This window comes from Niallia nealsonii, from assembly GCF_002835805.1.
GTDB lineage: Bacteria > Bacillota > Bacilli > Bacillales > Cytobacillaceae > Niallia > Niallia nealsonii.
Genome location: NZ_PISE01000015.1, coordinates 108,918 through 123,986, shown reverse-complemented (window position 1 = coordinate 123,986; position 15,069 = coordinate 108,918). Strand labels below are relative to the sequence as shown.

Genomic DNA, 15,069 nt, shown 5'->3' with positions numbered 1-15,069 from the left:
GGAAGGAATGGTGTAGGTGGCAAATGAAGAGGATTTTGAATACCGAAATCAAAGAGAAAAGCCAGTACGAAAAAAAGGTTATTTCTTTTCGGGATTTATAGGTGCCATTATAGGTGCGTTGCTTGTTTTATTAATAGTAACCCGTTTTTCCGATAATGGAATTTTATCGACTGAAAAGCAAACTGATGATGATATTACCATAACAGAGGATAAGGACTTAAATACGAAGAATGTTTCTTTAAATGTAGAAACCAATGTAACAAAAGCAGTTGATAAGGCAGCTGATGCAGTAGTTGGCATCAGTAATCTTCAAGCCTCTAATTTTTGGGAAGATACCTCTGCACAGGAAGCAGGTACAGGATCTGGCGTTATTTACAAAAAAAATGGGGATAAAGCATATATTGTTACAAACAATCACGTAGTGGTAGGTGCAAGCGAACTTGAGGTAACCTTATCGGATGGAAAAAAGATTAGTGCAAAGCTAGTGGGTGCTGATGTATGGACAGATCTTGCTGTTGTAGAAGTAGATGCAAAAGAAGTCAGTAAAATTGCTGAGTTTGGAAATTCCGACACGCTAAAGGCCGGTGAACCTGTTATCGCCATCGGTAACCCACTTGGCATGACATTCTCCGGTTCTGTCACGCAAGGAATTGTATCAGGACTACAGCGGACGATACCAGTAGATATTAACGAAGATGGGGTAACTGATTGGCAGTCAGAAGTTATTCAGACAGATGCTGCCATTAATCCTGGCAATAGTGGAGGGGCATTAATTAATATTGCAGGTCAATTAATTGGCATTAACAGTATGAAAATTTCCGAATCCTCTGTAGAAGGAATTGGTCTTGCTATTCCAATTAACTCAGCAGAACCAATCATTCAAGATTTAGAAAAGTACGGTGAAGTGAAACGACCATATATGGGAGTAGAGCTTCAATCTGTCAGCGATATTCCAGGATATTATCAAGAAGAGGCATTAAAGCTTCCAGAAAACGTGACAGATGGTGTAGCAATTAAAGATGTTAGTCCAAATTCTCCAGCATCAAAAGCTGGATTAAAGGAATTAGATGTTATTGTTGAGCTTGATGGAGAAAAAGTCAGCGATTTAATTGATTTACGAAAACATTTGTATACCGAGAAAAAAATAGGCGATAAATTGAAAGTAAAATATTATCGTGAAGGAAAACAGATGACAGCGGAATTAACGTTATCTGAAGATAATCGATAATCAAAAACAGGAAGAATTTGTTCTTCCTGTTTTCTATTTAGAAGGAAGTATAAAATAAATGTACAAAAAATTTTATAAAAAAAGTATTAAAAGGAAAAATAAATAAGAGAATATGGACTTAGTAGAGAATTTTAAAAGGAATGGTTGCAGTTTTGAGATAGAATGATAAGATGAGATGTGGATAACTAAAAAAAGTTAAAAACAGGGTTATCCACAGGAATATTTTGAAAAATTAGATTTATAGGTAAAAAAGGAGAAGAAAAAATGATTTATAGTTGTGCTGAACATATTGATATAGCAATAGATACGATAGTAAATGAGCATGAGACATTTCCTATTTTGGAAAACATTTCAGAAGAGGAAAAGTTATCAACAACCTGTGAATATTGCAAGAATATCGCCATATATATGGTAGCGAACAAATGATTTCATACTATATGTGGATTTAAAATGTGGATATGTGGATAAGTTATGTGGATAAGTTGTTTGTAAAGTGAGGAATACATGTGAATATCTCCATTATTACAGTTGGAAAACTAAAAGAAAAATACTTAAAGCAAGGAATCGATGAATATACAAAACGATTATCAAGCTATTCTAAAATCGAAATCATCGAAGTTCCCGATGAAAAGGCGCCAGAAATACTAAGCAATGCAGAAATGGAACAAGTGAAAAATAAGGAGGGTGAACGAATCCTCGCAAAAATTTCTCAAGATGCCCATGTTATCGCGCTGGCCATTGAAGGCAAACAAAAATCCTCCGAAGAACTAGCAGAAACACTAGATAAACTCGCCACATATGGAAAAAGCAAAGTAGCTTTTATTATAGGCGGTTCTTTAGGATTAAGCAATGATGTTTTAAAAAGAGCAGACGATAAGCTCTCCTTCAGCAAAATGACATTCCCCCATCAGTTGATGCGGCTTGTTTTGGTGGAACAGGTTTACCGGGCGTTTCGGATTAATCGGGGTGAACCGTACCATAAGTAAATGCGAAATTTTCTGAGTTTAAAAACTGTATCTGGAGATAGGTACAGTTTTTTTTTGAAATTACCATAAGCTTATAGTGTAAAAATTAGGTAAAATCATGGTGGTTATTTCTTACAACACCACTATTTTCAATAATATGGTAATATAAATTATATTAGCTATCAAAGGAGATTACCAATGTCACAATTAGAAAATATAGAAGCAATAGAAAAGAGACTGTGGGGAGCTGCCGACACCCTTCGCTCTAACTCTAATTATGCAAGTAATGAGTATTTTATGCCTGTTATGGGATTGATCTTTTTACGCCATGCTTATAGTAGATTTCTTAATGTAAGAGACGAAGTAATAGCATCTTTACCAAAACGTGGAGGTAAGACACGCGAACTAACTAAAGAGGATTTTTCACAAAATGGGTCAATCTTCCTACAAGAAAAAGCACAATTTGATAACCTCGTATCACTTACAGATGCAGACGATCGAGCCAAGGCAATTATTGATGCGATGGAGTCTATAGAAGAGGATTACGAGCAATTAAAGGGTCAACTACCGAAATCGGAATATCAGGATTTAGATAACGCAGTACTAGGGCAACTTCTTCGTACCCTTAACCCTGATGAATTAAAAAATGCATCAGGAGATATATTTGGACGTATTTATGAATACTTTCTTACTCAATTTGCCAACCAGGGAGCACATGATGGGGGAGAATTTTTTACACCAGTATCATTGGTTTCTTTTATTGCAAATGCATTAGAGCCAGATAATGGAGTTATCCTCGACCCTGCCTGTGGATCTGGCGGAATGTTTGTACAAAGTGCCCATTTTTTAGAGCGACTTCATGCCAATCCTACCGAGAGGCTTACATTTTATGGGTTGGAAAAAAACCCTACCACTATTCGATTGGCAAAAATGAATTTGGCCGTTCACGGGCTAGAGGGGGACATCCAAAAGGCAATAACTTATTACGATGATCCACATCAACTTGTCGGAAAAGCTGATTATGTAATGGCAAATCCCCCATTCAATGTTGATGAAGTAGACGCAGAAAAAATAAAGTCTGATATGCGTCTACCTTTTGGATTACCGGGAGTAAATAAAAACGATAAAGTTACTAATGGTAACTATCTTTGGATTAGCTATTTTTACAGTTATCTAAATGAAACTGGACGCGCTGGTTTTGTTATGTCTTCGCAGGCTTCAAGTGCAGGGAGGGACGAAGCAAAGGTTCGTCAAAAGCTTATTGAAACGGGTTCAGTAGATATAATGGTTGCTGTTAGATCAAACTTTTTTTACACTAGAACAGTTCCTTGTGAATTATGGTTTCTGAACCGAGCAAAGCCGGAGGAATATAAAGATAAAGTACTAATGATTGATGCAAAGAATATCTACAGAAAGATAACTCGTAAAATTTTCGATTTTAGCCCAGAGCAACTTCAAAATCTTCTTTCTATTATTTGGCTTTATAGAGGAGAAAAGGACAGATTTCTTAATCTCATTAATAACTATATAGAATCTACCATTTCTGAAGGTTGGAAATGCTTCAATTATAAGGATGAAGATGACCAGACAATAGATATTCTTTCAATATACGCAAAATTAATTAAAGATCTCACTGAAATGATGTCGCCTTTCCATAAAGCATTGAATAAGGATTCAATCCACTTTGAATTAATAAATGAACTAGAAAGAGAGCTACAAGTATTTGAAAAGGAAAAAAATGTATTTTTCTCAAAAATTACAAATGAACAATTTAAGTGGAAAAATTGTGAAATTAATAATGAATCATTAAACGAAAAAACTGTTGAACTCACTTCTTTATCGAAGGATAGTAAAAACCTTATTAAACATGTAGAAAATCTCTACAAATTACTATGCCGTCTTATCGATATAAGCGAAAAAGAATTACAAGCGAAAGAGAATGATCTTTGGAACACACGTGAAATCTCAAAAACTCGAAAAGAGTTAGAAAGTTATTGGAAGAAAGTTGTAGATCAATTAAAATTAGTTCGCTACTTCCATAAGCAGGCATTTTGGCTGACAACCCACTTTCCTGATGGGGAATTGTGTGATATAGACGGATTGGTCAAACTAGTTAACAGAACAGAAATTGAAGCTAATGATTGGAGTTTGAATCCAGGGAGATATGTAGGGGTAGCACCACAGAAAGAAGATGATGACTTTGATTTTGATGAGGAGATTAATAATATTCACATTGAAATAGAAGGTCTTAATGAAGAAGCAACAGAATTAGCAGCAATGATTAAAAAAAACTTTGAGAGGTTAGGTTTATGAGTTGGAAAGTCATTACTTTAGGTGATTTGGTAGTAGATTCAAAAATTGATCTTCAAACAGGACCATTTGGTACTCAATTAAAAGCATCCGATTACACTGAAGAGGGAACTCCGGTCATAAACGTAAGAAATATTGGATATGGTAGTTTACGTAAAGATAGATTAGAGTTCGTACCTGACCATGTAGTTAATCGTCTAAAGAAGCACATTCTTCAAAGGAATGATATAGTTTTCGGTAGAAAGGGAGCTGTGGATCGTCACTTAATTGTGACAGAAAACGAATATGGCTGGATGCAGGGGTCTGACTGTATACGATTGCGTTTTCTGACAGATGAAATAAATCCTCAGTATTTTTCATATTTCATTATGACTGAAAATCACAAGCAATGGATGATTAATCAATGTTCAAATAAGGCGACTATGGCATCTTTAAATCAAGATGTTATTAAGCGAATCTCATTCCAATTACCTGATTTGCCAACGCAAGAAAAAATTGTTGATCTTCTTTCGAAATACGATGATCTTATTGAAAATAATACAAAGAGAATAACACTTCTTGATAATGCAGCCCGTCTTCTATACAAAGAGTGGTTTGTTCACTTAAGGTTCCCAGGTAATGAAAATACCCAATTTATTAATGAATTACCAGGTGGATGGAGAAATTTGCACTTATCTGAATTAGTTACAACCCAATATGGATTCACTGAAACTGCACAAACTGATCCTGTTGGACCGAAGTTTTTAAGAGGAACTGACATTAATAAGGTGAATTACATTGATTGGAGTTCTGTTCCATATTGTAAGATAAATAGTACGGACTATGATAAATACAAACTAGATATCGGTGATATTGTTGTTATTCGTATGGCTGATCCCGGCAAAGTAGGTATTGTTGAAAAGGAAATACCCTCTGTTTTTGCTTCTTATCTAGTTCGAATGAAAATTAAAGACAAGGAACTAATGAGTAGCTATTATTTGTTTTATACACTTTTAGATTCTGCCTACCAAGGATTTGTAACTGGAGTCAGCACAGGTTCTACACGCAAAAGTGCTAGTGCTAAACTATTAGTTGATTTTAATCTAAATGTACCACCACGTTCGCTTTTAAACTTATTTGATGAATATATCATTCCTTTAAGAAAGGAGATATCAACACTTTTAGATCAAAATAAAGCGCTATATAAAGCTCAAAGCTTATTACTTCCAAGGTTAATGAAAGGAGAAATATCTGTATGAGTATCTTTAATGAAGATACTCTCGTCCAACAGACAACGGCAGATTACTTACAAGATGAACTTGGGTGGGAGTCAGTTTTCGCCTATAATTCTGAATTATTTGGAACTGACGGCACATTAGGTCGTGGGTCCGATAGGGATGTTGTATTAACACGATACTTAAGGATTAAATTAAAGGAATTTAATCCGGGTTTCCCCGAAGTTGCTTATAACGAGGCTGTAAGACAGATTGTAGAATACAGCACAAGTCAAACAACGCTTCTTACTAATCTTGAAAAGCACAATTTACTAAGGGATGGGGTTCAAGTTTCTTTTCGTAATGAAAACGGTGAGTTAAAAAGGGAAAGATTAAAAGTATTTAATTTCAAGGAACCTTTAAAGAATCATTTCCTTTGTGTTCGGGAACTATGGGTTCAAGGCGAAATCTATCGTCGAAGAGCTGACATTGTAGGTTTTGTTAATGGTATTCCTCTAGTATTTATGGAGTTAAAAATAATTAGCCGGGATATACGACATGCATATGAGGAGAATCTTTCTGATTATAAGGATACAATTCCTCACTTATTTAATCATAATGCATTTATTATCCTAGCAAACGGTAATGATGCGAAAATTGGTACTTTTTCGAGTCGTTTTGAACACTTTCATGAGTGGAAACGCCTTGAAGAAGAAGATCCAGGCGTTGTAGATATGGAGACTCTTCTTAAAGGAACTTGTAACAAGGAAAATTTAATTGATCTATTCGAGAATTTCATATTATTTGATGAATCCAAAGGTTCACCTGTAAAAATCTTGGCTCAGAATCACCAGTTTCTAGGGGTCAATCGAGCAGTTAAGGCAGTAGAAAAACGAGATGAATTACAGCGGAAATTAGGAGTTTTCTGGCATACTCAAGGGTCGGGTAAAAGTTACTCAATGGTCTTTTTTACACGAAAGGTTCATAGAAAACTGGGCGGTAATTTTACCTTCTTAATAAGTACCGATCGGGAAGACCTTGACTCTCAAATTTATAAAACCTTCTCAGGCTGTGGCCTTGTAGACAACGATCGAGATCCATGCCGTGCATCTGATGGGGATCACTTAAAGGAATTGCTGGGACAGCATAAAGCGTATATTTTTACCTTGATTCAGAAGTTTAACCAAGATGTTGATCCAGATGAAGGCTACTCCAAACGTGAAGATATTATTGTGATAAGCGATGAAGCTCACCGTACCCAATATGGTCGCCTTGCTTTAAATATGCGTAATGCACTTCCTAATGCAAGTTATATTGGTTTTACTGGTACTCCCCTTTTTAAGAATGATGAGTTAACTCGCCAGGTATTTGGGGATTACATCTCAACCTACGATTTCCAACGTGCTGTTGAGGATAAGGCAACTGTACCACTCTATTATGATGCTCGTGGAGACAAACTAGGAATTGCTACAAATGAATTAAATGAAAAGATTGCTCAAAAACTAGAGGAATTGGAAGCAGAGAATATTGATGTTGAATTAAGATTAGAGAAAGAACTTAAACGAGACTATCACATCATTACTGCAGAAAAAAGGTTAGATCAAGTGGCACGTGATTTTGTTATTCATTATTCAACAGCTTGGGAAACAGGAAAAGCTATGTTAGTGTGCATAGACAAAATCACTTGTGTTCGTATGTTCAATTTAATTCAGAAGTATTGGAAGGAATATATTTTAGAACTTCAATCAAAAGTTTCTGAAGCCGCAGACCAACAAGAAGATATGTATCGAAGCCGACAGATTGAATGGATGAAAGAAATCCAGATGGCGGTTGTTGTTAGTGAAGAACAAGGTGAAGTAGCAAAATTTCAAAAGTGGGATTTAGATATTACTCCACATCGAAAATTGATAAAATCAGGCTTTGAAAGCAATGATGGTGAACGGATTGATATAGAATCTGCTTTCAAGAAAGAGGAACATCCTTTTCGTATAGCTATTGTATGTGCAATGTGGCTTACCGGTTTTGATGTACCAAGTCTGTCAACGCTATATCTCGATAAACCACTCAAGGCTCATACTTTAATGCAGACTATCGCTAGAGCGAATAGAGTACATGAAGGTAAAAATAATGGAATGATAGTAGATTATTGTGGGATCTTAAAGAATTTACGTGCTGCATTGGCTACTTATGCTGGCCATGGGGATAGTGGCCGTGGAGATGAAGGTGGTGACACTGATCCAGCTAAACCTGATGAGGAGCTCTTGGCAGATTTAGCTGAATCCATAGCATTTGTCCGGACCTTTCTAATAGATAGAAATGCATCACTAGATAATATTATTGAAAAAAATGGATTTGAACGAAATGCTGCTATACTTGCTTCAAAAGAAGCTGCAAATGAAAATGATGAAACACGTAAGCGTTTTGAAGTAATGTGTAGAGAGGTATTTAAGAAATTCAAATCTTGCCTTAATATCAAGGGTGTTAATGATCACCGTAAAGAGTATGACGCTATTAATATTATTTACCGTAGCCTACAAAAAGATAGAGATCAAGCAGACATAACAGATATTATTCGTCAACTGCATCAAGTTGTTGATGAAGCTATAACAACAACTATAAATATTCAAGAGGATTCAACTCCTTATAACATAGCAGATATTGATTTTGACCGTCTTCGGAAAGAATTTGAACAAAGCCCTGCTAAGAAGACAACTGTTCAGAACTTAAAGCAAGCAATTGAACTACGTCTTAGTCGATTACTTTCACAAAATCTCGATCGTACTGATTTTCAAAGGCACTATGAAAAAATTGTATCAGATTATAATAAAGAAAAAGATAGACTAACAATTGAAAAGACTTTTGAAGTTCTATTAAAATTTGCACAGGATCTTGGTACTGAGGAAAATAGAGCTGTACGAGAAGGCCTGAACGAAGAGGAACTTGCAATCTTTGATCTGTTGAAGAAAACAAAACTATCCAAAGAAGAGATAACAAATATTAAGAAGGTTGCAATTGAGTTGCTTAAGACTCTTAAAGAAGAGAAATTAAAAATTGACCATTGGAAAGAAAAAGAAGCAACAAGGGATGCTGTCCGTACTGCTATTCATGATTTTCTTTGGAGTGAAGACACAGGTTTACCTGTAGAAAGCTTTACAGAAGAGGATGTAAAAACTAAGGCAGAGATAGTGTTTCAACATGTTTTTAGAGTTTATCCAAAGCTTCCATCACCTATGTATGGGAATGCTTTGTAATTTCAGTAATGTAATAAGCGACCCTTTAAATATATATTATAATTGTAGAATGTATGTTCTGTAATTAAAAGCTCTAACTCTCATTGAGTTAGGGCTAATTTTATTTTGAGGAGGTTATCCATGAAGGGATATGAAACAAATAACCAATTGCAATTAGAAATATTAGGAGGTAGTAATGTGGTAAAAATAAAGTCAGCAAAAAGAGTCAATATCGTCAGTTTAAAAGTTGTAAAGGAAACCAGCTTTCTGTACTCAGAAAGGAATGTAAAATCTCCAGAAGATGCTTACAAGCTACTAAAACAGTTGATAGTGGAAGCTGACCGAGAGTACTTTTTAGTTGTATGTTTAGATACTAAAAACCAACCAACAGCCATTAATGTGTGTCATATGGGAAGTTTAAACGCTAGTATCGTTCATCCTAGGGAGGTTCTAAAGCCTGCTATTCTATCAAATTCAGCATCGATAATTGTTGCTCATAATCATCCAAGTAATGATCCAACACCAAGTAAGGAAGACATTGAAGTGACAAAAAGGCTAGTTGAGGCTGGCAAGATTATAGGGATTGAGGTGTTGGATCATTTGATTGTATGTGCAGATAAATTTGTATCACTAAAAGAAAAAGGATATTGCTGAAGGAGTGATAGAAGTATGGAGAGTATTAAACTTTTTAAAAAATTTATGATCCAACATAGCGATATTGTATTGGAAGAAAGTAAAATCAGCTTTGAATCAACGGAACTATATCAAGATGAGATTGATGAAAAGCTTATATCAATTAAGCACTTAAAACAGTTACCCAATCCAATCTTATTTGATACTCTGCTTTATGAAGATGATAAGGGTAATGATTGGATTGCTGGTATAGCGGTAAATCCAGAAACTAGAGAACGGGAATATATTGTGTTAATTCTTAATGGGGAGCCAATTACTCATCGGTTTTTGAAGAGGTGTAAGTGAAAATAATAACAATATGAGACTGAGGAGACGAGCTAATATAAGTATGTATCACCACATTATTATTAATCGGAAAAATTACCTTATTGAACACAATTGGGGAATTGAAAGTAGATATAGGTATTAATTTAATTTTTTATTAAGCATCGCTTTAAAAAGAGGTGAAGTCGTATGTGGGAGAAAGCAGTTATAACAATACTTGTTGCAGTAGCAACAGAGGTTGCTAAAGAAATAATAAATAATAATACAAAGTAAACCAATAGAAAGGGTTGACCCAATGAAGATTTATCCATGTACATGTTATGTTCCATGTACTACTTGTACAATTAAGAAAATCATCAATATTATTAAAAAGTAAGAGCCATGAATACTTAATAAGTGTTCATGGCTCTTTTTAAATTAGGATTAATTATTATGTAAGGGATTAGAGGGAGCCCGGATAACTATGAGGGATCTCTCTTTTTAAATTTATAGAAAAAGATTAAGAGGATCACATAAAAGACCACATTTTCAACGAGAAAGGAGTAATAATTAATGAAAATTATCAAAACTCTTTCGGATATAGAGGAATTGAAAGCAAGAGGAAATATAGACTTCAATTATTTAAAGGCATTGGAAGAAGAATTTATCAATTGGTTTGAGGCAGAAGGGAACGGTGAATTATTAAAATCATTCCGATTACCAAACTGGTCATGTATTTATCATTTAGAAGAGAAGGATGATGCTAATTTCATTGCCTCACAAATGCTACATCTTGAATATGTAGAGAAAGAGTCAAAGGACAATTGTATGTACTTTCGAATAGGGATTATGAATGATCATCAAATGATCTTACTTTACTTTTTAGAAGGAACATTTGATTCACATTTTGAACAGTGGCTTCAGCGATAAGGAGGGGATAAACAATGTTTGAACCACATAAGTCAATTTACATGACAAGAGCTGTTTCTGAGAAATTAAGCATTGAGCATAAGCAATCCATCATTCAATATTTACAAGAGCATCAGAGCCAATTAACCGATTATCTGCAAGTATTTGATTTCTATATAGAAGATAATGAGCAATGGCTTATACAGAGACAGGAGGTACCAAATCGAGAAACAAAAATTTTCGTGATGCTAGATGACTCTGACCCTATTGAACGAACGATATGGGTAATGGATCAGGATAGCGAAGGAATCATTATTTTATTCCCAGATGACTATTAATAAATAGACTACTCTTTTTTTATTTTATTTTTCTACAAAGGAATAAAAACAATAAAATAATGGGATGACGTAGACATACATGTGTACATAAACCTCTATGTAGATAAATTATTCTTTAAGGAGTTGTGGATACAAATGGATGATGTTTATTATGGTATGAGAAGAAAGCGGAATATTGATTTAAGTAGATTCCGTGAGCAAGAGGTAAAACTTGAAGAAGGCTATGAGGAATATGAAGAAGAATTGGAAGATGAAGACTCCGAGATAGAATGTACTTATGCTAGCACTAGAGATGAATCAGAAGAAATGCTCTTGTTAAATGGAAAGCCCTTTATTCCTAAAATAAAGCCTAAGAAGCAATCTTTCTCGGATACACATGTCCGAATTACTACTTATTTAGAAAAAAATGTACAACAAATCATACGAATACTGCAGCAACAAGGCCAAATCGAGTCGATCACTAAGTTTGTTAATGATAGCATTAAAGAGCATCTTATGAACAAATATAACGATAATACTAATGAATAATAGTTTATATTTATCAATATTAATTTAATAGAGAAATAGTTTTAAATATTACAAAAAAATTAAGGCTATTACATAGGACCTTAATTTTTTTACGTTTCATGTAAATCTTTGCTTTTAATGTAATAAGGTAAAAATGTCTCCTAGAAGTTTCACGTGAAACTATTTTAATCCAAAAGAGAAACAATATTTATTTTAATATTTAGGAGAGAATATCAATTAAATAACTATAGTGAATCTATGCTTCTGCTTGGGCAAAGCAAAAGCCCCTTCCGAATTTCTATCGGAAGGGGAACAACTTAAAAAATGATTCACATTATTCTCGTCAAATGCTAGTACGATCGTATCAATTTTGCGTTCTTTTACAGTAATTTGTTTAATGGCTAAATGAAGTAAAGCTTTAATTTTATCAGCTGATGCAGACTGTAATAGTTTATCAATTTGCGAGAGGATATTTTTTACAAAAGAATAGTCGAGTGTTTGACTATTATCCTCTTGTAATTGCCATTCAATTTCAGATTTTCTAGTACTAATTAGGTCTGCCTCTTTTTTTAGTTCATCTAGTCTTTCTACTAGCAGCTCTTTATCGATAGAATCTTCTTCATATAGACCAAAATACTTCTTACGCTTTGCCTCATATTGCTCTAATTTTTTATCGATTTGCTGGAGCTCTTTTCTTAGTGGTTGTACATTCAATTTTTTGTCATTATTAATTTGAGATACAATGTCCTTTAAAATTTTTGGATGGATAATAACCTCCTTTATACGTTGGTAGACGTATTGTTCAGATTCATCAGCACGAACACTATTAGCACTACAAACTGAGCTTCCTTTACTACGGAATGCCCCACATGAATAATAGCGACGAACTATTTTTTCACCGTCCTTAGAACGGTTAATGGTTCTACTTGAAACCATAGACGCCCCACATTGGGGACAGCGTAATAGCCCTGTTAAAGTATAGTTTCCTTCAAAGTGTCGGGGATGTACCTTTGATTTTTTACGTTGTAGATGTTGAACTTTTTCCCAAAGTTCTGGTGAAATAATTGCTTCATGCTCACCATCCACAATAATGGGATTATCGCTTTTTCCTTTTCGGCGTTGTTCATTCCAATTTTCATATCGATTGAATCGTATTTTACCGATATAAATAGGGTTAAGAAGAATTTCCTTGATAGCTGATGTGCTAAAGGAATTACCACGTTTAGTAACTAGTTCTTCATGATTAAGTTGATTAGCGATAGCCTTTAAACCTTTTCCAGATGCATAAAGACCAAATATTTTACGGACAATAGCTGCTTCTGATGGAACGGTTTCAAGTTTAGAATTATTTCTTTTTCGATCACCATATGATTTAGTACTATGATAGCCAAGTACAATACCACCGTTCCACTGTCCTGTGCGGGCACGTTCCTTCATGCCCATCTTTACATTATCCACGATGGTGTTACGTTCAAGTTCACCTACAGCACCTAACATTTGTAATGCAAATCTTCCCATAGGGGTTTCAGTCTCAAAGTTTTCTGAGAAGCTACGAAATGTAATACCATATCGATTAAGATCATCAACTATCTTAAGTAAGTCAATGGTACGACGACTAATGCGATTAATTTTCCAAACGATTACTTCATCGAATTCTTTATTTTTAGCATCTAGGAGTAAACGTTGTAATTCGTAGCGTCCCTCCATCGATTTACCACTAATCCCACGATCAACATATTCTTTATACACAATCTTTTGATGCATCTTGCAATAAGTTTGTAAAGTATCAAGCTGAGCATCGATGGAATATCCATGTTCTGCTTGTTCTTCTGTAGAAACGCGACCATAAATGGCTACTCGGGTTGGTTGATTCATATTGAGTGTCCTCCTTCCAATGATAAGTTAGTATCCATAACTCCCTCTATGATGTATGGAAGTACATCCCTATTGAAGTGGATATTAACCGACTTTGAATTATCTACTTTCTGCAAGATGATTTTATTGATTAGAGCTGATAGCAATTGTTTTTGCTTATCCGGAGAAGCTAAGTGCCATAACTTTTCAAAATGTTTTATAGTGGATTCAACTTTATGAAAATCAATTTGTTTAGATAGTGCTTTTGATATTTCATTCTCAAGCTGATCTCTTATATCGCTGAAAGACTTTACTTGTGATTTAATGGAATCTATACGTTCAACAAAGGTACTTTTATCGATAAACTCTTCTTCGAACAGCTGGAAATAATTCTTACGATTCCGGTCTAAACCTTTTAGCTTTTTGTCTATTTGGCTGATCTTCTTTTGAAGGGATGACACCTCATTTATAGCTTTCATATTAATTTTATCTACAATATCTTCGAGTAATTTCGGATAGGTAATGAACTGTTGTATGCGATCAATTACAAGCCTTTCAATTCTATCAGCAGGGACAGAGTTTGGCTTACAAGCCTTGATGCCCTTGTTTTGGTACTGATTACAAATGTAGTAATGGTAAGTTACAGAATCCTTGTCTTTTCGATATCCTTTTGTATGAAAAGGGATCATACTAGATTGACAATCTGGACATCGTAAAAGAGCTGTCAGGGGAAAGGCACGTTGCTCGATCTTTACAACTCTTTGTTTCGAACATAATCGATTTTGGACTTTATCCCAAAGTTGACTTTCAATAACCGGTTCATGTTGACCATCAAGGATTTGTTCCTGTTGTACTTTGGGATCAAAGTAACGGATTTTTCCTAGATATACGACGTTATTTAAGATAGTTCTAATGGTATTAGTAGAAAAATGCTTATTATACTTGCTTCTAAAACCATTTTTGTTTAAATCATTTGTTATAGCTTTGTACCCAAAACCATCAGCATACATTTTGAAAATATGCTTAACTATCCTTGCTTCGCTTGGAACTATCTTTATCTCAGTTGTTCCTCGTCTCTTGGAATGGACATTGGTAGTAACTGTTTCATAACCAAGAATTTTTGAACCGCAGTAGATTCCTTGCCTGTTCCTTTGTTGTCGGCCAAGTTGCATATTTTCTGCAATGGTTTTCCTTTCAAGTTCACCCACAGCTGCCATCATTTGTAGAGTGAATTCTCCTAGTGGAGTACTCAAGTCAAACTGTTCTGTGATACTTTGAAGGGATACTTGATGTTTTTTTAGAAAATCGGCGATTTCCAATAGATCAATGATATTTCGAGCAAGGCGATTAATTTTCCATACTAGTACCATTTCAAATTTTCCCTGTTTAACTTCATTTAATAACTTCTGAAGAGCAGGACGATTGTTAGTAGCTTTACCAGAAATTCCAGAATCAATAAAAGTATCATAAATGGTCCAACTGTTTTGCTCTGCATATTCCTTCAGAAGCTTTGTTTGGGCAGATATGCTATAACCAAAGTTTGCTTGATCAATAGTACTTACTCGAATATAAAGAGCGACATTATTAATTTTCTTCATA

Annotated in this window: 13 protein-coding genes; 11 read left to right on the top strand and 2 right to left on the bottom strand. The window is 34.7% G+C overall.

The features are described 5' to 3' along the window. Positions 1-16: 16 nt before the first annotated feature. The 11 genes from CWS01_RS07830 to CWS01_RS07780 all read left to right on the top strand — a co-directional run bounded on the left by CWS01_RS07830 (position 17) and on the right by CWS01_RS07780 (position 11,637). Positions 17-1,228, top strand: coding sequence for a S1C family serine protease (locus CWS01_RS07830; protein WP_101176636.1), 1,212 nt, complete (start codon positions 17-19; stop codon positions 1,226-1,228). A 264-nt stretch (positions 1,229-1,492) separates the two neighbouring features. Continuing rightward, positions 1,493-1,654, top strand: a complete 162-nt coding sequence (locus CWS01_RS07825) for a CxxH/CxxC protein (protein ID WP_101176635.1) — start codon at positions 1,493-1,495, stop codon at positions 1,652-1,654. Positions 1,655-1,734: 80 nt separating this feature from the next. Further along, positions 1,735-2,214, top strand: coding sequence for a 23S rRNA (pseudouridine(1915)-N(3))-methyltransferase RlmH (gene rlmH / locus CWS01_RS07820; RefSeq protein WP_101176634.1), 480 nt, complete (start codon positions 1,735-1,737; stop codon positions 2,212-2,214). 177 nt (positions 2,215-2,391) lie between these two features. After that, complete coding sequence (locus CWS01_RS07815) at positions 2,392-4,506, top strand: N-6 DNA methylase (RefSeq protein WP_101176633.1); 2,115 nt, start codon at positions 2,392-2,394, stop codon at positions 4,504-4,506. Beyond that, the gene (locus CWS01_RS07810; RefSeq protein ID WP_101176632.1) at positions 4,503-5,741 is read left to right on the top strand and encodes a restriction endonuclease subunit S; all 1,239 of its coding nucleotides are present in this window, start codon (positions 4,503-4,505) and stop codon (positions 5,739-5,741) included. Before CWS01_RS07815 ends, CWS01_RS07810 begins: the two co-directional genes overlap by 4 nt. Next, positions 5,738-8,947 carry a type I restriction endonuclease subunit R gene (locus tag CWS01_RS07805; protein ID WP_101176631.1) on the top strand — a complete coding sequence of 1,070 codons (3,210 nt, stop codon included), beginning with the start codon at positions 5,738-5,740 and terminating at the stop codon, positions 8,945-8,947. Before CWS01_RS07810 ends, CWS01_RS07805 begins: the two co-directional genes overlap by 4 nt. Before the next feature lie 120 nt (positions 8,948-9,067). Beyond that, complete coding sequence (radC, locus tag CWS01_RS07800) at positions 9,068-9,580, top strand: RadC family protein (RefSeq protein ID WP_101176630.1); 513 nt, start codon at positions 9,068-9,070, stop codon at positions 9,578-9,580. Positions 9,581-9,595: 15 nt separating this feature from the next. Then, positions 9,596-9,904, top strand: a complete 309-nt coding sequence (locus tag CWS01_RS07795; protein ID WP_101176629.1) for a hypothetical protein — start codon at positions 9,596-9,598, stop codon at positions 9,902-9,904. 531 nt (positions 9,905-10,435) lie between these two features. Then, positions 10,436-10,792, top strand: a complete 357-nt coding sequence (locus CWS01_RS07790; RefSeq protein WP_101176628.1) for a hypothetical protein — start codon at positions 10,436-10,438, stop codon at positions 10,790-10,792. Between the two features lie 14 nt (positions 10,793-10,806). Further along, complete coding sequence (locus tag CWS01_RS07785; protein WP_101176627.1) at positions 10,807-11,109, top strand: DUF960 family protein; 303 nt, start codon at positions 10,807-10,809, stop codon at positions 11,107-11,109. A 135-nt stretch (positions 11,110-11,244) separates the two neighbouring features. Next, positions 11,245-11,637 (top strand): hypothetical protein, encoded by a 393-nt coding sequence (locus CWS01_RS07780; protein WP_101176626.1) that lies wholly within the window; start codon positions 11,245-11,247, stop codon positions 11,635-11,637. A gap of 216 nt (positions 11,638-11,853) precedes the next feature. On the opposite strand, the gene CWS01_RS07775 is transcribed toward CWS01_RS07780, so the two are convergent. Next, positions 11,854-13,491, bottom strand: coding sequence for a recombinase family protein (locus CWS01_RS07775; protein WP_101176625.1), 1,638 nt, complete (start codon positions 13,489-13,491; stop codon positions 11,854-11,856). Next, entirely contained in the window at positions 13,488-15,068 is a 1,581-nt protein-coding gene (locus CWS01_RS07770) for a recombinase family protein (protein WP_168714368.1), read from the bottom strand. The genes CWS01_RS07775 and CWS01_RS07770 overlap by 4 nt, the downstream gene beginning before the upstream one ends. Position 15,069 lies beyond the last annotated feature (1 nt).